This is a genomic window from uncultured Chloroflexus sp. (assembly GCF_937951745.1).
Taxonomy (GTDB): Bacteria; Chloroflexota; Chloroflexia; order Chloroflexales; family Chloroflexaceae; genus Chloroflexus.
The window spans coordinates 25,847-44,380 of the sequence record NZ_CALFBQ010000002.1 but is presented as its reverse complement, the minus strand read 5'-3'; the positions used below and the strand labels follow the sequence as shown (position 1 = coordinate 44,380).

General features: G+C 58.5%; 17 protein-coding genes and 1 pseudogene. 5 read left to right on the top strand and 13 right to left on the bottom strand.

Annotated features, from left to right (window positions below; genetic code table 11):
• Positions 1–201 (top strand): annotated as a pseudogene (locus Q1A59_RS00715) (AarF/ABC1/UbiB kinase family protein); the annotation flags it as partial.
• Positions 202–287: 86 nt separating this feature from the next.
• Here Q1A59_RS00715 and purN read toward each other — a convergent pair.
• Together purN and purD are read right to left on the bottom strand one after the other, a co-directional pair.
• Entirely contained in the window at positions 288–908 is a 621-nt protein-coding gene (gene purN, locus Q1A59_RS00710) for a phosphoribosylglycinamide formyltransferase (RefSeq protein ID WP_298482318.1), read from the bottom strand.
• Between the two features lie 3 nt (positions 909–911).
• The gene (gene purD / locus Q1A59_RS00705; protein WP_299643387.1) at positions 912–2,156 is read right to left on the bottom strand and encodes a phosphoribosylamine--glycine ligase; all 1,245 of its coding nucleotides are present in this window, start codon (positions 2,154–2,156) and stop codon (positions 912–914) included.
• A gap of 93 nt (positions 2,157–2,249) precedes the next feature.
• Here purD and Q1A59_RS00700 point away from each other — a divergent pair, with 93 nt between their 5' ends.
• Complete coding sequence (locus Q1A59_RS00700) at positions 2,250–2,711, top strand: DUF123 domain-containing protein (RefSeq protein ID WP_298482322.1); 462 nt, start codon at positions 2,250–2,252, stop codon at positions 2,709–2,711.
• A gap of 73 nt (positions 2,712–2,784) precedes the next feature.
• Here Q1A59_RS00700 and Q1A59_RS00695 read toward each other — a convergent pair whose 3' ends face one another.
• The 7 genes from Q1A59_RS00695 to Q1A59_RS00665 all read right to left on the bottom strand — a co-directional run bounded on the left by Q1A59_RS00695 (position 2,785) and on the right by Q1A59_RS00665 (position 10,870).
• Positions 2,785–3,123 carry a hypothetical protein gene (locus tag Q1A59_RS00695; RefSeq protein ID WP_298482324.1) on the bottom strand — a complete coding sequence of 113 codons (339 nt, stop codon included), beginning with the start codon at positions 3,121–3,123 and terminating at the stop codon, positions 2,785–2,787.
• Between the two features lie 18 nt (positions 3,124–3,141).
• Positions 3,142–4,377, bottom strand: coding sequence for a hypothetical protein (locus Q1A59_RS00690; protein ID WP_298490412.1), 1,236 nt, complete (start codon positions 4,375–4,377; stop codon positions 3,142–3,144).
• 17 nt (positions 4,378–4,394) lie between these two features.
• Positions 4,395–5,012 (bottom strand): cytochrome c, encoded by a 618-nt coding sequence (locus tag Q1A59_RS00685; RefSeq protein ID WP_298482329.1) that lies wholly within the window; start codon positions 5,010–5,012, stop codon positions 4,395–4,397.
• Positions 5,013–5,021: 9 nt separating this feature from the next.
• Entirely contained in the window at positions 5,022–5,561 is a 540-nt protein-coding gene (locus tag Q1A59_RS00680; protein WP_298482331.1) for a DUF3341 domain-containing protein, read from the bottom strand.
• 12 nt (positions 5,562–5,573) lie between these two features.
• Positions 5,574–7,034: an NrfD/PsrC family molybdoenzyme membrane anchor subunit gene (gene nrfD, locus Q1A59_RS00675; RefSeq protein ID WP_299643381.1), complete on the bottom strand. Its 1,461-nt coding sequence runs from the start codon at positions 7,032–7,034 to the stop codon at positions 5,574–5,576.
• Positions 7,035–7,036: 2 nt separating this feature from the next.
• Positions 7,037–10,126 (bottom strand): TAT-variant-translocated molybdopterin oxidoreductase, encoded by a 3,090-nt coding sequence (locus Q1A59_RS00670; protein ID WP_298482336.1) that lies wholly within the window; start codon positions 10,124–10,126, stop codon positions 7,037–7,039.
• Positions 10,127–10,210: 84 nt separating this feature from the next.
• A complete protein-coding gene (locus Q1A59_RS00665; RefSeq protein ID WP_298482338.1) occupies positions 10,211–10,870 on the bottom strand; it encodes a cytochrome c3 family protein in 660 nt (219 codons plus the stop codon).
• Between the two features lie 398 nt (positions 10,871–11,268).
• Here Q1A59_RS00665 and ychF point away from each other — a divergent pair, with 398 nt between their 5' ends.
• Together ychF and Q1A59_RS00655 are read left to right on the top strand one after the other, a co-directional pair.
• Entirely contained in the window at positions 11,269–12,351 is a 1,083-nt protein-coding gene (gene ychF, locus Q1A59_RS00660; RefSeq protein WP_298482340.1) for a redox-regulated ATPase YchF, read from the top strand.
• Positions 12,317–13,705 (top strand): glycerate kinase, encoded by a 1,389-nt coding sequence (locus Q1A59_RS00655; protein WP_299643376.1) that lies wholly within the window; start codon positions 12,317–12,319, stop codon positions 13,703–13,705. The genes ychF and Q1A59_RS00655 overlap by 35 nt, the downstream gene beginning before the upstream one ends.
• A gap of 75 nt (positions 13,706–13,780) precedes the next feature.
• Here the strand turns inward: Q1A59_RS00655 and Q1A59_RS00650 are convergent, their stop codons facing one another.
• The 4 genes from Q1A59_RS00650 to Q1A59_RS00635 form a co-directional block, all read right to left on the bottom strand.
• A complete protein-coding gene (locus Q1A59_RS00650) occupies positions 13,781–14,176 on the bottom strand; it encodes a hypothetical protein (RefSeq protein WP_298482344.1) in 396 nt (131 codons plus the stop codon).
• Between the two features lie 207 nt (positions 14,177–14,383).
• Positions 14,384–15,550, bottom strand: coding sequence for a diphosphomevalonate/mevalonate 3,5-bisphosphate decarboxylase family protein (locus Q1A59_RS00645; RefSeq protein ID WP_298482346.1), 1,167 nt, complete (start codon positions 15,548–15,550; stop codon positions 14,384–14,386).
• A 17-nt stretch (positions 15,551–15,567) separates the two neighbouring features.
• Positions 15,568–17,049: an IMP dehydrogenase gene (gene guaB / locus Q1A59_RS00640; protein WP_298482348.1), complete on the bottom strand. Its 1,482-nt coding sequence runs from the start codon at positions 17,047–17,049 to the stop codon at positions 15,568–15,570.
• A gap of 163 nt (positions 17,050–17,212) precedes the next feature.
• Positions 17,213–17,905, bottom strand: coding sequence for a hypothetical protein (locus Q1A59_RS00635; RefSeq protein ID WP_299643371.1), 693 nt, complete (start codon positions 17,903–17,905; stop codon positions 17,213–17,215).
• Between the two features lie 127 nt (positions 17,906–18,032).
• On the opposite strand from Q1A59_RS00635, the gene Q1A59_RS00630 reads away from it, so the two are divergent.
• Positions 18,033–18,470 carry a hypothetical protein gene (locus Q1A59_RS00630; RefSeq protein WP_298482352.1) on the top strand — a complete coding sequence of 146 codons (438 nt, stop codon included), beginning with the start codon at positions 18,033–18,035 and terminating at the stop codon, positions 18,468–18,470.
• Positions 18,471–18,534 lie beyond the last annotated feature (64 nt).

Below are 18,534 nucleotides of genomic sequence, written 5' to 3'. Positions count from 1 at the left end.
GGTGCATTGATCGGTGCAGCAAACCGCTTGGCGCTGGCGTTGGTCGTGTCGGCGTTTATTCTCGGCGTGGCTATGCTGGTGGTGGCGATGCGGGCCTTTGAATGGTACGGCTGGTTGCCGTGGACATTGTTGTTTTTCGGCGTGGGTGGGGTGGTCACCGGCGGGGTCATGTTGACGTTGGCGTTGTTGCGGCGGGAGTAGGGGCACAGCAGGCTGTGCCCCTACTGCGCTACCGCGCCCTACTGCGCCCCTATGCGTAGCGCATTGCGCCCCTACCCCGTCGTGTTTTACCCCCCTAGTAACCGGTTTACGGTAGCCACGATTAACCGCCGTTCCACCGCCTTGATCCGTTCGTGCAACGATTCGACCGTATCACCGGGCATAACCGGTACCTCGGCGCTGGCTAAAATTGGGCCGTCGTCAACCCGCGGCGTCACCCGGTGGATGGTGCAACCGGTGACCGGTAAACCGAGGCGGATGGCGTCGGCCACGACGTGCGCACCGCGTAGGGCCGGAATCACAATACCGCTGCTGGTGGTGACGGTATCGCCGCCGTCGGCAGGCAAGAGCGCCGGATGCTGATTGATGACTCGGTTGGGGAATCGGTCGAGAAATGCAGCCGAGAGTACCCGCATAAAGCCGGCTAATACGATCAGGTCTGGCTCGAAACAAGCAACCACACCAGCCAGCCGCTGCTCCCACTGTTGGCGCAAGGGGCCGCGCGGCGCTGTGAGTGGTACGTGCGCGGCAGCGATGCCGGCGTTGAGCGCCCGTTGCAAACCGTAAGCCTGTGCTCGATCACTGACAACCAAGGTCACTTCCCCAGCTAGCTCACCAGCAGCCTGCGCATCGAGCAGCGCCTGCAAATTGCTACCGCTGCCGCTCAACAACACCGCAATGCTTGGCACAACCTACTCCTGACCAATATCGCGGCGGAAATGCTTACCCTCGAACCGGATCTGGTCGGCGGCGGCGTAGGCGCGTTCGCGGGCTTGCCGCAAGCTTGAGCCGAGACCGGTGACCCCCAATACCCGTCCGCCCGCCGTGCAGAGGCCGTTCGGGCCAACTGCGGTTCCGGCATGGAAGACAAGCACTTGATCCTCATCGAGCGCCTCGACGCCGCGAATGAGATCACCTTTGCGCGGGCGTCCGGGGTAGCCGGCAGCGCACAAGACGACGCAGACCGCGTAGCCTTTACGCTGGCGCAACGTATCAGGCTTCAATTGGCTGGTGGCGCAGGCGTACAACGCGCCGAGGAAATCCCCTTCGAGCAGCGGCAAAACGGCTTGCGCTTCAGGGTCGCCAAAGCGGGCATTAAATTCCAGCACCTTTGGCCCGTCAGCAGTGAGGATCATGCCGGCATAGAGCAAGCCTCGAAATGGCGTGCCGCGCGCGGCCAACTCGTTGACCACCGGTTGCATACAGCGGTTCACAATCTCGTCGAGCAGGGCCGGCGTGACCTCATCAACTGGCGCAATCACTCCCATCCCGCCAGTGTTGGGGCCGCGATCCCCCTCTTCAAGCCGTTTGTGGTCGCGGGCCGGTGGGAGCGGCCACAGCCGTTCGCCGTCACAAAGCGCTTGCACTGACACTTCACGCCCGTACAACCGCTCTTCGAGCAAGAGGTGATGGCCGGCGGGGATCGTGCTCAACTTGGCAATGGCATCGAGGGTCTCTTCAATGGTCTCAGCGACGATCACCCCCTTGCCAAGCGCCAAACCATCTGCCTTGACAACCCATGCTTTACCGCTGGCGCGGGCAAAATCAGCCGCTTCCGCCGCCGAAGCAAAGACGTGGCTCTGTGCGGTGGGAACGCCGGTAGCCGCCATGATCTCTTTGGCAAACGACTTGCTGCTCTCGATCCGGGCGGCAGCGGCGGTGGGGCCGAACGCCGGTATACCGGCGGCTTGAAAGGCATCAACGATGCCGTCGGCCAGCGGGTTGTCGGGGCCAACGACGAGCAGATCGATCTGTTCTTGGCGGGCAAGTTCGATTAATGCCGGATAGTCGTGCAGTGGGAAGGGTACGTTCCTACCGTAACGTCCGGTGCCGGGGTTGCCGGGAATGGTCAGCAGTTTGGTAAAGTTGGGTGAGCGGGCAATTTTCCATGCTAGTGCGTGCTCACGGCCACCGGAACCAATCAGTAATACGTTCATAGGCTTATCAATCACACTGAGCGGCGTTCTGCCGTACAATCGTTGTTCAGTATAGCATGGTTGCCGCGATTGGATGGCAAAAAGAGGTTTTTGATGCAGATCTTCTTAGTATCGCCAGCGGTAATCACACAAATGCCGGTGCTAGCGGCTCGGGGCACCTATCTGCTCCATTTATGGTTGGCGCAACCGCTGGCCCAGCTTGCGATTGGGCGGTTAGGGCGCTTTGATCTTGCTCCGGGCCATTACTACTACGTAGGGAGCGCGTTTGGGCCGGGCGGGCTGGCAGCGCGGCTTCGCCGGCATAGCGTAGTTGAGAAACGGGCGCATTGGCATCTTGATTATCTCCGTCCGCATCTTGAATTGCGAGAAATGTGGGCAGCGGTGGCCGGTGAACGGCTGGAATGCCGCTGGTGCGCCGTTCTCGCCAGCTTGCCAGAGCTGAGCAGGCCAATCCCGCATTTTGGCGCGTCGGATACGGGATGTGGCGGTCATCTGTTCTATGCCACGGCAGCGGTAACGCATATCGCTGATCTATTACGCCAAACAAACCGGTAGGGCCGTTATGAAACGGGAAGGGCCGGTTGTAAACCGGCCCTTCCTACTACCCGTGCCGTATATCGTTTCTTGACTATTGCCGTACCGGCAACCCGCGCTCGACGATCAGATCCATCGCCCGATCAATCGGGATATGCACCTTGCCTTCTAGCGTATAGCCATAACTGTTGAGCAAAGTGCGCGCTTCGGTGACGTAGCTGCGGTACGTATTGCCGGTTACCGGTGCCGGCTGCGGCGTAAACGGAACCCGACCGGCCAGCAACACCACCAGACTCAGCACAATAAATACCATCAAGCCGGCAATCATCAAGCGGCTTAGCGGCGGTTCGGCGGTCACATACACCGGACGGGCCGATTGCATGGGGCGCGGCGGTGCATACCGGGGTGCCGAATAGTTCGGGCGAAAGCTCATACGTATCTCTCCTCCGCATTAGTGATGGCCGCTATTCCGCAACTGTTCCATGTTGGGATCGCGCAGCGGCAAGAGCGGCGCTTGTTGCACGTTGGCAGCAAACAGGGCTACCACCAGACCAATCAAGCCGATCGGTGCCGCCACATCAGTGATCGTAATATCCCACAGATGCTCGCGGAAGTAAGGCAGCACAATCCATGCCATATCAACGAAGCGCATAAAGATGATCCAACCCGCAATTGTAGCGAGTGTGCTGAGATTGCGCTTCGTGCCACGGAACAGCAGCACGAAGAAGGGCAGCGCGAAGGCAAAGAGCATCAACGCCAGTGCCACAAAGACCCAGCCGTGTTGGGTGCGGTGGACATACCATGGTGTAAACTCAGCCACGTCACCTGACCAGATGATCACCAACTGGCCGTAAGACATATACGTCCACAGCACCGTAAAGGCAAATATAAGTTTGCCAATGTCATGAATCGGTTTCACCGATACGTACTCGCGGAAGAGACTCGCATCGCGTACCCGGCTCATGATCAAGGCGAGGAACGACAGCGTCATTAGGCCAGCATTGACCATATAGTGGGCACCGTAAATTGTTGAAAACCAATGCGGATCGAGTGACATAGTCACGTCAAACGAAAAGAAGGTGACCGTGATGACAAACAGTGCCACACCGATACCGCTTAGTCGGCGCATTCGAGTCGCCCACTTTTTCGCATCACCACCTGCATCTTGTTGGCGTGACCAACTACGCAGGGTGTAAGCCAATATCGTCCAGATCACAAAGAAAATCGCAATCCGAGCTGTTACCCACAGTGGGCTAAGCCACGGCACTTTATGCGCAATAATCGGATCAAACTCCGCACCGCCGGGAGTAACAACTTCAGGATTAGCCCACTCGTAGAGTGGATGCTCAAGGCCGAGCGACTTGTAGGTGTCGAAATATCCCAATGCAATCGGGATAAAGAGCAGGCCCATGATTGGTAGCGTCGCTGCGCCGGCTTCGAGCATACGCCGCACGGTGACGCCCCATGCGCCGCCGGTGAGGTGCTGTACCATCAGGAAGCCGAGGCAGCCGAGCGGAATGGTCATCGCCACATAGTAGCCATAAATGTACGACTCAAAAAACGAGGTTGGATTGAGAAAATAGCCAGCGGCTAACACGCCGATCCCGATGACGGCGGCAGCAAGGCCAAGCGTCTGTACTTGACCCAACTGCGGAATGCGGGTTTGCGAAAGACTCGTCGTCGCCATGTCTCTAACCTTCCAGCCTAATTACCAAGCTTTGCACGCTCGGCGGGAGGCACATCATCAATGGTCGCATTCTGGCTCAACTGCAAGGCCCGAATATAAGCGGCAATCGCCCAGCGGTCTTCCGGCGTAATGCGCGAGGCATAGCCATACATTGACTGATAACCGCCATTATTGGGGTCGCCACGGTACACGCCATTCGTAATAATCACAAAGAAGTGGCTAAGTGGCGCTTCACGCAGACGCTGCTGGTGGAAGTTGGCCGGCACAATGCCGCCACGCTCGGCCACCATACTCGCTCCGTAGCCTGACTCGCCGTGGCATACGGCGCAGTAGATGTTGTACTTCAGTTGCCCGCGGAGCAGCAAGTCTTTTGTCACCGGGAAGGGCATAGCGTCCACTTCTTTGCCATCGATCAGGCCGGTGTAGAGAAACTCATCGGTCTTGACCACTTCATACGGTGTCGTGCCCGGCACGTTGGGGCGTGACGAGCGGCCATCGGCGAAAAAGCTGCTCGGCTCATAGGTCGTGTACTTCTGCTGATCGTACATGTCCTGATGGCAGGCGGTGAGCAGCAACACCAGCAGGCCGATCCAACCGAAGCGAATCATGCGCGTTGTTAGGCGAGGCGTCTGCATGGGCTTCCCTCAGTATTCCACCTCGGAGACCTGCATCGGATTGAGTGAGCGCAGGAACTGCGAAGTGCGCGAACGATCAAACAGCGGATCCGTTGATTCAATGCACAGGAAGAAGGCGTCTTGCGACGCATGCTGAAACCGCGGGACGTTAAAGACCGGGTGGTATGGTGCTGGCAGGCCGTTCAGCACGACCATGCCGATCGCTGATGCAAACGAGGCGAGCAAAATCCCGCTCTCGAACGTGATCGGGATCATCGCTGGCCAGTTGGTAATATCAAGTGGACGACCGCCGACATTGAGCGGGTAGTCAACCAGATTGCCGATATATTGCAGAATAAAACCAGTCGCTGCCCCAATCAAACCAAACAGCAACACCAAGCGTGGCACGCCAGTATCGCCGTGGGCAATCTCCTCAATGACCTCCTCGATTGGGAATGGCGAGAAGGCGTCCATTTTGGTATAACCCGCCGCCTTCGCTTTGCGGGTCGCTTCAATCAGTGCTTCTGGGGTGGGAAACTCGGCCATCACGCCGTAGATATCGTTTCGCATCGCATCACTCCTCTAGTCTGCCGAGGCTGCGCCGTGGGCCGTACCGTGCTCGTGTCCGTGCCCGTGCGTGCCATGCTCTGCCCGCCGCTTTGCCTTCTCCGTTTCCTGATGGAGGAACAGCCGCATCTCAAAGATATTGATCATCGGCAAGACGCGGATGAAGAGGAACAGCAGGGTAAAGAAGAGACCAAAGGTGCCAAGATAGAGCGACCAGTCCCAAATCGTCGGAATATAAATATCCCACGATGAGGGCAAGAAGTCGCGTTCGAGTGAGATCACGATAATTACATAGCGCTCAAGCCACATGCCCACGCTGACGATGAGTGAAATGATGAGCAAGGCTGGAATATTTTGGCGTACCTTCTTAAACCACAGTGGCTGAATCGCTAACGCGTTGCAGAAGAGCAAGCCCCAGTAGGCCCACGAGCTTGGTCCAAACAGGCGGTTGTAGAGGAGGTACTCTTCGTACTCGTTTCCGCTGTAGAGCGAGGCGAAGACCTCCATGAAGTAGCCATAGACGACGATCATGCCGGTGGCGAGCATCACCTTCGCCATTACGTCGAGATGGTGAATGGTGATATAGCTCTCGAAGCCGTAGAAGGTGCGTACCGGGATCATCAGCAGCAGCACCATTGCAAATCCGGCAAACACGGCGCCGGCCACGAAGTAGGGCGGGAAGACCGTGACTTGCCAGCCGGGGACTTGCGAAATGGCGAAGTCGAGTGAGATGATCGAGTGAACCGAGACCACCAACGGGGTCGAGAGACCGGCTAGCAGGATCGACGCTATCTCATAGCGGTGCCAGTGGCGGGCCGAGCCGCGCCAGCCGAGAGCGGCGATACCGTATAGACGGCGCACCCAGATGTTCTTAGCCCGATCACGCAGGGTTGCGAAGTCAGGAATGAGACCTACCAGCCAGAATACTAACGACACGGTCGCGTAGGTCGAGATTGCGAATACGTCCCATGCTAGCGCGCTGCGGAACTGCGGCCACATCCCATGAGTATTCGGGTACGGGATTAGCCAATAAAACAGCCACGGCCGGCCAAGGTGCAAGATCGGGTACAAACCGGCGCAGGCAACGGCGAAGAGCGTCATTGCCTCGGCAAAGCGGTTGATCGAGTTGCGCCAGCCCTGATTGAGCAGCAACAGAATGGCCGAGATGAGCGTACCGGCGTGGCCGATACCGATCCACCACACGAAGTTGATGATGTCCATGCCCCAGCCGACCGGGATATTAATACCCCAGATACCGACGCCGCGGATGAACAGCCACGTCACCGACACAAAGAAGATCATCAACAAGAAAAATGCCACACTGAAGCCAGCCAGCCAGCCCTTGGGGGTCTTGAGTGGCGGCGTCAGTGGGACATCGCCGATCTTTTGCGTGATCGACGAGAAGGTTTCCCCCGGCAGCAGATAGGCTTCACCGTCATCGACGGGCCGGGTTCGGAGTGGTTGCGCCTGTGCCATTGCTAGCCTTCCACCTTTTCTAGATCCTCAGACGGGTTGCGGACACGGGCCAGATATGTCGTGCGCGGGAGAGTGTTCAGGAAATTCAGTAATCCGTAGTTATGCCCTTCTGCCTTCCACTTGGCGACGCGGCTATTGGGGTCGTTGATGTCACCAAAGACAATCGCACCTGTCGGGCATGCCTGTTCGCAGGCAGTCTGAATAGCGCCATCGCTAATGACATACGACGACTGGCCAGCCTGCACCGCTGCGCGTTTGGCAGCAATGCGCGCCCCGCTAATGCGCTGCACGCAGTAGGTACACTTCTCCATCACACCTCGGACGCGCACCGTCACATCTGGGTTGAACGCGAGCTTGAAGGTCTCGGTTGTCGTATCGCTGTATTGCAAGAAGTTAAACCGCCGTACCTTGTACGGGCAGTTGTTCGAGCAATACTTCGTACCGACACAGCGATTATACACCATGTTGTTAAGACCTTCGTAATCGTGAACGGTGGCAGCAACCGGGCAGACAACCTCGCAAGGTGCTTTCTCACACTGCATGCATGTGAGAGGCATCATGTAGGTGGCAGGATTGTCAAGATCGTCGCCGGCAAAGTAGCGGTCGATCCGAATCCAGTGCATCTCGCGTCCGCGTGAGACTTGATCTTTACCGACAACGGCAATATTGTTTTCAGCTTGGCACGCAACGACACAAGCGTTACAGCCGATGCAAGCGTTGAGGTTGATCGCCATTCCCCACGCATTACGGCCGGTGTAATCATCGCCGGGTTGTAACGAGAGGTAATTGGTTGATTCACGGCCATATTCCTCTTTGTACACCTCTTTGGCGATGTATTTGGGGTCTTCCTTAAACTTCTTGAACTCGCCGACGCGATAGATATCGCGTCCTTCAAGCGTCCAGTGATCTTGCGTGCTGACCAGCAGGTACGTGCGGCCAGTATTCGTCACCCGCGCGCCAGCGCCGAACCACGGGCTATCGCTAGTACGAATCGGGTAGACATTAACGCCCACGCCATTGCCGACCCGACCGGCGTTGGTGCGGCCATAGCCGAGGTTGAGCGTGATCGAGTCTTCTGCGTGACCGGGGAGCAGCCAGATCGGTAGTTCGATTACGCCGCCGCGATATTCGATACGGGCAATGGTGCCGTTAACTTTCGAGAGTTGCTCGAGATAACGCTGACGCTCACGACTGTCTTCTTTGCCGCCAACTAATCGGTTGGCGTCGAACGGTAAGCCAAGCAGCTTAATCGCCGTGCGCGGGCTCATCAGGGCTGCATTATCCCAAACCAGCTTGGTGAGTGGGCGGGGCAACTCTTGTAGCCAACCGTTATTTGCATAGAAGCCATCGAAAACTGATGGGTCAGGCCGAAACACAATCTCAACCCCGTCACCGGGTTGCGGAATGTTCGCTGCGCGAATTGCTTCTTCATTCAGTTCAGGCGTAATCACCGGTGAGGCCGTGCCAGCAATGACACCGGTAGCCAACGCAATTTCCCACTCTGTTTTACCGATCCGCTCTTCCCAATACCCGCGCACGAGATCGTAGCTCTCGGCGTCGGGCTGGCCGAGCATCGCGGCCAATAGTTCATTGGCCGTCTTCCCGCCGTACAGTGGCTCGATCAGCGGTTGCACAATGCTGGCTGTACCATCAAAGGCACGCGCGTCGCCCCAGCTCTCGAGCGGATGGGCCTGCGGAATATGCCACGTGGCCCGTACCGAGGTCTCATCAACAAATTGGCTGAGGTGAATCGTCAGTGGCACCGCCGCCATCCGGTCGGCGAAGCGCAGATCGCCGGGAGCGTTGTAGACCGGGTTGCCGCCGATCATTATCAAGGTCTCGACCCGGCCAGCGGCCATCTCGCTCACCAGTGTCACCAGATCGTTGATCTGGTTGGTGGGGCGCGCTTCCACCGGTTCGTGGTAGAAGACCGTTTGACCCACATTGCCCAACTCAGCGTTGATCAGATGGGCAAGGGCATGCACAATTGGCGGCTGCTGATCGCCAGCAATCACCACTGCGCGGCCCCGATGCTCTTCGAGGTCTTTGGCGATCGCTTTCAGGAACTCTTCCGCTTTGGGGCCAAGCTCAGCCGGAGCGCCGCCAACACCCAATTCGTGGGCCAAGGCGCCGGTGAAGGCGGCAATTGCGTCAGCGCGCAGCGGTAGACGGTGATCAGCGGCAGTGCCAGTCGTTGATGGGCTGGCCTCAACCACATACAGCCGGTTCATCTCGCTGCTATTCTTGCGCACCTTGCGCGCATCGGCAAAGGCACGGGCATAGGCGATAAAGCCGGGGCCGGGGGCAAGGAAATCGGCGTCAAGACTGACGATAACGAGCGCTTTCGACAGATCGTAGCGCGTGGTGACATCGCGGCCAAAGGCGAGGCGTGCCCCTTCAACCACATTATCGCGGTTGACCGGCTCGTACTGATACCAGCGCGCTTGCGGATACGCCTGCAAAAACTGCTCGATCTGGGCAGCTAGCGATGGCGATGTGACATTGGTAGTCAACAGCCGCACACCGGCTCCCTGTGACGCTTGCGCTGCCGACAACGCATTGGTCAGCGTTGCAGTAAACTCAGCCCATGTGCTTGCCACTCCCTGCCGCAACACGGTTGTCGAGCGGTCAGGGTCATACATCGTCAAAATCTCGGCCTGCGCAAATAGATCGGTACCGCCAAGGCTGGCCGGATGGCGCGGGTTGCCTTCGACCTTGGTCGGGCGGCCCTCGTTCGCGCGCACCAACACCCCGGCGCCATAGCCGCCAAGGGTTAATGTTGAAGCGAAGAACTGCGGGACGCCGGGAATACGACCTTCAGGTTGACGATCAAAGGGCGCAATATACTCGCGCGGCTGATAGGTGCAGGCCGTTATACCGGCCAAGGCTAACGAGGCACCCATCAGCTTCAGGAATGTGCGCCGGCTCATTCCATCGCTCATCTCGCTCGCGCCGCGCGGAAACTCGCGCTCCACCAGTTCGCGGAACGCCGGCGAATCGGCCAGTTGATCGAGCGAACGCCAGAACTGCGGTCCGCGCGCGTCGCGCAACTGAGCGCGAATGGCCTCGAGGTCAGGTTGCTGCTGTGTCATGGTTGTTTACCACCACCGTTGCTAATGAATCCAGCGGGCACATAGGCGTGCCGTCCAAAGCTAGGCGGCACGCAATCGAGCGGTTTAGCGATGGCACACGTAACAGTTGGTCAATTGATCGGGCGGCATGATGCCATATTCCGCCACCAACCGGCGCCCAATCTCCAGTTGGTTCGACGGCGGCACGTAATCCATGTTGTAGACCTCTTCACGTGGCCGGATGTACAATTCAGGATTGCGGTGACAGTTGAGGCACCAACCCATATAGAGCGCCTGTTGCTGCCAGACCACCGGCATATTGTTCACTTGCCCGTGGCAGGTTGAGCAGCCGATGCCCTTGTTGACGTGGATCGAGTGGTTGAAGTACACGAAATTGGGCAGGTCGTACACCTTGACCCACTCGATCGGCTTGCCAGTGGCGTAGCTTTCGCGCACCTTTTCTAGCAGTGGACTGTATGTCTTGATCTGCGAGTGGCAGGTCATACAGGTTTCGGTCGCCGGAATATTGGCGAAATACGATTGGTCGACCGAAACGTGACAGTAGCGGCAATCAATGCCGACGATGTTGGAGTGGAGTTGATGGCTGAACGCCACTGGTTGTTCGATGGCTACATTCACTTGCCGGAAGTAGTTGGAGCGGAAATAGACGCCGAGAATGAGAATGCCTTCGACGACGAGCAAGACGAGCGCGAAGATGCTGAGGCGAGCCAGAAGGTTGGCATTGCGGGGGAAGATCTGTGCCATGCTGCGTTACCCTGTTCAGGAAGCGATCTGCACGGTGTAAACCTAACGGTATTATAGAACCGTTTTGCTTTTGCGTCAAATGCTAGGACGCACCAATTTCTTTCTTTCCCAATATAATGCCCAAAATGCGAAATCGACAACGTGGTTTAGATGACAGGTTTTTGCATATTGTGCATTAGCTTTGCGCACTGCATACGCGGCATCCTTTGTCACTTCGCGGTGGCGGTTATTGAAACGTTTCGTCACTTCTCTATCTATAGTACCACAATTTTTTGTGCAAACGGTATGCAATTTTGTGACAACCGTCGCAAGGAATCGGCGCCAGCTCGTGACGGGAGGGTACTGGCGAGTTATGGTATAGTGTGCAGTAATGGGAAGTACCGCGCGAGGAAGTGGCGATGAAAATAGCAATTATTGGCTTGCCCAACAGTGGCAAAACAACAGTCTTTAATGCGCTCACCCGTGGCCATGCCGAGACGGCTGCCTATTCATCGGGGCAGCTTGAGCCGAATTTGGCGACGGTGAAAGTGCCTGACCCTCGGCTTGATGTGCTGGCGCAGATGTTTAAACCGCGCAAGATTACATATGCTGACGTGCAATATGTGGATATTGGCGGTCTCAGCGGCAGCGGGCACGCTGGCGGCGGCTTGCCGCCGGTCTTGCTGAACTATATTGCTTCGGCTGACGCGCTCTTGCATGTCGTGCGCGCGTTTGAGGATCCCACCGTTCCCCATCCCAATGGCTCGGTCGATCCGCAGCGTGATATGGCTGCGGTCGATCTTGAGTTGGCCTTTTCCGATCTGGGCATTATTGAGCGTCGGCTCAACCGGCTTAATGCCGAGATTCCGAAATTGTCGGCCAAAGAGAAGGAACTGCGCACTGCCGAGCGCGATCTGCTGCAGCGGCTGCGCGAGGCGCTCGAAGCCGAGATACCGATCCGCGCCTTAGAACTGACTGACGACGAGGCGCGGATGATCCGCGGCTACCAGTTCCTCACCGCCAAGCCGATGTTGATTGCGCCGAATATTGGCGAGGCGGATATCGCCCATCCGCCGCAGATTACATATCCGCATCGTAATAGCGCGGTTGAGCCGCTCTGCGGCAAGATTGAGGCCGAGTTGGCCCAGCTCGATGATGACGAGGCGCGGGTTTTTATGGATGATCTCGGCATTACGGCCCCAGCCCGCGATCGGGTGATTAAGGCGAGCTATGCCCTGCTGGGTCTAATCAGCTTTCTCACAGCCGGCCCCGACGAGGTGCGGGCATGGCCCATCCCGCGTGGGACGCCGGCGGTCGAAGCGGCGGGGGTGATCCATTCCGATATTCAGCGTGGCTTTATCCGGGCCGAAATTGTGGCCTACCACGATCTCATCGCTGCCGGCAGCATGCACGAGGCTAAGAAGGCCGGTCACGTGCGCATGGAAGGCAAGCAATATATCGTGCAAGATGGTGACATCTGCCATTTCCTCTTCAATGTCTGACCGGTTGTTGACGGTCTCGTTACGATCAGCGCCGTGGGGCGAAACTATGGCGCGGGTTATGGCTGCGGCGTTAGCGGCAGTCGATCCGGCTCAAGCCACAGCGGTCTCATTGCGCCGCGAAGGTGACTGGGTGATCGCTGGCGAACGCCGGTACGATCTGCGCGCGTTTGATCGGGTCTGGTTGGTGGGCGCTGGCAAAGCCGGCGCCGCGATGGCGCAAGCAGCGGCGGCCATCCTTGGCGACCGGCTCAGCGGCGGGATCGTGGTGGTGAAAGACGATGGTGTACCGCTGCCGGCAATCCCCGGTGTGACCGTAGTGCAGGCTGCCCATCCTACGCCTGACGAGCGCAGCGTCGCTGCCGGGCGGCAGATAGCCGCTCTCTTGGCCCAAGCCGGTGCGCGTGATTTGGTCGTTGCCCTCATTTCGGGCGGCGGTTCGGCCTTGCTCAATTTGCCGGTTCCCGGCGTAACTCTCGCCGATCTTCAGCGATTGACCGCCGAATTGCTCGCTTGCGGCGCGCCGATTGGCGCGATTAATACGCTGCGCAAGCACCTTGACCAGCTTAAAGGCGGCGGCTTGGCCCGGTTAACAGCCCCGGCAACGCTAATCGCGCTGATCCTCTCAGATGTGGTCGGTAGTCCGCTCGATGTGATCGCCTCCGGCCCGACGGTCGCCGATCCGACCACCTTTGCCGATGCGTTGGCGTTGCTCGATCACTACGAGTTGCGCGATCGTTGTCCGCCGGCAATCCACGCTTACCTCACTGCCGGCGTGCGCGGCGAACAGCCAGAGACGCTTAAGCCGGGTGATCCGTTACTGGCGACGGTGCAGAATGTGGGAATCGGGAGCAACGCCCAAGCGGCACGGGCTGCTTTGGCGGCGGCACAGGTGGCCGGGCTGAACGCGATGCTCCTGACGACCTACCTTGAGGGTGAAGCGCGTGAGGTGGGGCGAGTGTTGGCCGGTATTGCCCGCGAGATTGTGACTTCTGACCAGCCGCTCCCCCGTCCCGCATGCATTATTGCCGGTGGTGAGACCACCGTTACACTACGCGGAACTGGATTGGGCGGGCGCAATCAAGAGCTGGCCTTGAGTGCGGCGTTGGCGCTTGAGGGCTTGACCGATGCGGCAGTGATTGCGCTGGCTACCGATGGCGGCGATGGCCCGACTGACGCTGCCGGTGCGGTGGCTACCGGCGCGACGGTGGCGCGGGCGCGGGCATTGGGCCTCGATCCGCTCGACCATCTGCGCCGCAACGACGCCTACCCCTTCTTTGCCGCACTTGATGACCTCTTGCGGCCCGGCCCAACCGGGACGAATGTGAATGATTTGGTCTTTGTGGTGGTGGGGTAAGCGAAGGGTTATTGCTGACCAAAGCGTTGGCTGTGCCGTTGCAGTGTAGTGACGATTGCTTCGCGCTTGACTCGATCAGTAAGGGGGCGCGGAAGCGGGTGACGCTTGAAACAGTGCTACCATGTCTGACCGATAGTCGTGGAGCGAGGTGGCAATATCGTTTTCGCACAACTCGATCCGGGCCATGTTGCCCTGTCGGTAGCGTGAACACAGGGCATAGAGCTTAAGCAACAACAACCCCTCGATGGTAACGAACGGCTTGTTCAAGCAGCGCAACTGGTTGGGCATGCTGTCGATGTACGTGCCGAAAAACGCATTGCGCGCTAAGAGAATATCCACCGGCAATTCAGCAAACATAGCGCGGGCCACATCATTGGTATGACGTCCTTGTACGTCATGCAACAGCGCAACGCCGCCAGCCAACGCAGACGTGATCCGGCGTTGGGCTAAGAGCGTGAACAAATGCTGCACCGCCTGACACGATCTCGCCTTGTCAATTACGCCAATGTTGGGAACTGAACACAAGCGCATGGTACACGATTGCGCCAATCTGGGTTGCGCTTGATAAGCCCTTCCTTACTCCCATTCGCCAGATCTTCTCTGCCAAAACAAAGGTGGGTTGGATGCGCAGGGATATGGTCGCAATCCATCCCTGCGCGCGGTGCGCTCTCGTAACGCCTACGACAGGTCAGCGAGCGCCTCTTCCACCGTGATCAGATGGGCTGGGCCGCCGATTGGGGCTTGGACGGTCTCGAATCCCATGCCCAAATCGTGGATAGCTGCCGTTACCGAGGGGGCAAGGTCACGACGGGTAATGAAGACTACGGTCGGGCCAGTATCGGTACTCGCATACACTGGCACGCCACGGGCGCGTAGATCGTTGCAGAGCCGGAACAGAGTAATGTTTTCCGGTTCCCAACCGATGATTTTCTGCTCACGCGAACCGGACATGGTGACGCCGTGCAAGCGCATACTGTCGAGTTCGGCCAGTTGACCGATCGTTTGCCAATCGCCGCGGCGGGCGGCAGCAATGCACTCGCGCACCTCCTCGCCGCGAGAAAGCATCCATGCGCGGAAGAAGACACTGTTGGGCGCGTCGTGATGAGCCTGTTCGGTCTTCAAACCGACCCGCGAGTCAATTGGCACCGTAATCAGTGCCACGTCTTCAAGCTCATGGTCTTGATCGAGGCGGACAGCGAAGCTTTCCTCCGGCGGAATACCGGGGTAACTGAGCCAGAGCGCCAAGCCGCCGGCGGCGCTGCGGCAGCCAGAGCCGGCCAGCCGGCGGGCGAGGGTGGAGATAAAGCGGATGTGGCCGGCTAGTTCGGGGCCAAAGAGGGCCCCGACCGCTGCGCAGGCCAATGCGGCGGCAGCCGCGGCGCTGGTGCCCAAGCCTTTACCGGCGACGCGGGTGCGCAACACATTGCGCGAGACGACGCGGGCATGGCTGGTGACTCCGGCCAATTCACGCACGGTATCGAGCACTGTGATGACCCGCTCGAGTTCGCGGCCTTGCGCCGGTTTACCGCTGATGATAGCACTATCGGCGGATAGGGCCGGATCGAACTCGACCAGCGTCGTCGTGTGCGCCGCTGTGTTATTGAGCGAAATTGAAGGCAAAAAGGCGATGCGTTGCGTCCAGTCGCTGAGGCCGTGGTATTTCAGCACCCCCTGCATTGGGTACGCGCGGGCGGCAGCGATGCCTTGGGCGCGGGCCGGCGGCAGATGCGGCGGCGATGGCAGTTCGATCCGGTGGTGGCGCAGATCGGCCAAGATGCGTTCGTGGGCCGTGCGCATGGGCCCGACCAGATCGGCGAAACCTTTTGGAATCAACGACTCATTCACGGCGCATTCCTCATTCTTTACTGGCGACCGCCGTAATTCGGCGCCTGCTTGGTAATCACGACATCGTGCGGATGGCTCTCGATTTGGCCGGCAGTAGTGATACGGATGAAACGGGCGTCGCGACGGAGGGCTTCGATATTCGGTGCGCCGGCGTACCCCATCCCAGCGCGCAAACCGCCGACCAGTTGGTAGACGGTGTCGCTGAGCGGGCCTTTAAACGGAACCATACCTTCGATGCCTTCGGCTACCAGTTTACGCGCTTCGGTAACGTTGGTCTGAAAGTAGCGGTCGCCGCCGCCGCGTTGCATTGCGCCGATGCTGCCCATCCCACGATAGCTCTTGTAACTGCGGCCCTCATAGAGGATCAACTCGCCGGGGCTTTCTTCAGTACCGGCGAAGATCGAGCCGATCATCACGCTATGAGCGCCGGCGGCAATCGCCTTCGGAATGTCACCCGAATACTTGATCCCACCATCGGCGATGATCGGAATCCCGTAGGGTTCGGCGGCGCGGGCGCAATCATAAATGGCGGTAATCTGCGGCATACCGGCTCCGGTTACGACGCGGGTGGTGCAGATTGAACCGGGGCCTTGCCCAACTTTCACTCCATCAACGCCGCGCTCGATCAGGGCGATCGTTGCGGCTGCCGTCGAGACATTCCCGCCGATGATTTGGACGCGGGGGAACAGCTCACGCAGCTTCACGACCGCATCGAGCACACCGCGCGAATGGCCGTGGGCGGTATCGATGACCAACACATCAACTCCAGCGCGCACCAACTCGGTAGCCCGTTCGAGATAGTCGCCGCTGACGCCAACGGCTGCGCCGACGCGCAGCCGTCCCATATCATCTTTGCAAGCGTTGGGATACTCGATCCGCTTCATAATATCTTTGACGGTGATCATCCCGCTCAGCTTGCCGCGTTCATCAACAACCAGCACCTTCTCGATCCGATGGCGATGGAGAACTTCTTTGGCCTCTTCGAGAGTGGTGCCTTCAGGAACGGTCACGAGATTGCGCGAGGTCATCAGCTCGCGGATGGGGCGATTACGGTCGGTCTCGAAGCGTAGGTCGCGGTTGGTGATAATGCCGACCAGATCGCCATCGGCGGTGGTGACGGGCACGCCGGAGATCTTATATTCGGCCATCAAATCGAGCGCATCGCCGACGGTGCGGTCGGGCGGCAAGGTGATGGGGTCGGTAATCATGCCGCTTTCGGAACGTTTCACCTTGCGCACCATCTCGGCCTGTTGGGCAATCGGCATATTCTTGTGAATAATGCCGATGCCGCCCTCGCGGGCCAGCGCGATGGCCAGTCGGTGCTCGGTAACGGTATCCATCGCGGCGCTGACGATCGGAATATTGAGGCGAATGTTGCGTGTGAGCCACGTGCTCACATCGACTGTGGCGGGCAAGACGTTCGACTCAGCCGGTATCAGCAGGACATCATCGAAGGTAAGCCCTTCGCGCGCAAATTTCTCCTCCCAAGCGATGCCCATACATTCCTCCGTGCAAGTGGTGATGTACAAAAAACCCCCCGCGGCCAGCGCAGGGGAATAGCAACGACTGCTGACTCCAAACGACGGGTGCCGGCGAGCGCACACATATCGTTTCGTCTGTACTATACTCTGAGCTGACCGCCTCGTCAAACGAGCAAGCCAATCACGATAGCGACAATGCCGGCGCCGGCGGAGATGCCGCCAATGGTATAGAGCAAGAGGCTCCGGCAGTGAAGATTTCGGCGTAAGAACGTTTCAGACGAAATGAGATGAGAAACGGTCCGCGATGATGTGGATCGGCGCCAAGTTGGTGCAGATAGCCGTGGACGAATACCGAGCTGCCGGTAGGCAAAGCCCATTCTGGGCGCCAGATTTCGCGTTTGCTGCCGCTGAGGCCGGTCATCTCTTCGTAGCGAGCGACGGTTTCCCGCAGATCAAAGCTGGCGCCGGCGGTCACGATAGTGATAGCACCGCTGGGATCGCGCCCTTGAAACTTTGGCACACATTGGGTATAGTCATCGCCGAAAGCGGTTTCGGTCTTTCTTGTTTTACCGTCCCAAGAGCGGGCCGCAGCTTGTTCGCGCTCCTCGTGCCTCACGTAACGAAAGGCGACGCAAGGCGTATCGCTGTAGGGCGCGCGGAGCAACGTCTGCGTTTCAGCAATGCCGGTGACTTCGACCGCAGTGCCAATGGGCAGTAAGCCGGCGCGCACCTGATCGAGCAGATCGCCGACCCGCCATGGTGGGGTTTGCTGGATGGCGGCTAGCTGGTGGTCATGCCAATAAGCAACGGCGGCCAACGCTGCTGCGCCGAGGATGGAGAGAATGCCGCTGCCAATGAAGATCAGTGATACCATGCGAGACTTCCTTGCTGAGTATAAATCTCATAACAATGGTTGTGGCACAGCGAAACGTCTTTCTTCCGGCCCATCGAGATGCTATGATGAGGATAACACAGTGCGGCATTGTGAAGGAGTGTGATGTATGCTCAAACGAATTCTGCATGCCCTCGGCTTCATCGTTGCGAATGTGATCGTGATGATTATTCTGCACGGCAATTCTCGCCAGTTTTGGCCGAAGATTCCCTACTTGAGTTTGCGCAACGAAAGCACATTAGAACACACTCGGTTACTCTTCAATACACTTTTAGTCGTTACCATCGGGCAAGCGTTGATCGGCAAATTACCTCGTGAACGGTGGTTGCCGCGCGGGATTGTCTTGGCGGCGTTGCCCGCCTCGTTACCAGCGCTAATCTTCTTTGGGCGGCGGGTATTACGGTTAGAGGGCGATGCAAGCGAACGGTACAATCTCAGCTTAGTGCCACTGCTTCCGATTGCCGCCACCGTACTGGAAGAGGTGCTAGTCGATAAGCTCAATCCGTCTACTGCGGAACCACACGCGGATTACAGCCATCTGGTGTGAGCTACTGAGCGTTTAGCTGCCGAGATGCTGCCTTGTAAGGGCGGGTTCCAAACCCGCTCTTCCT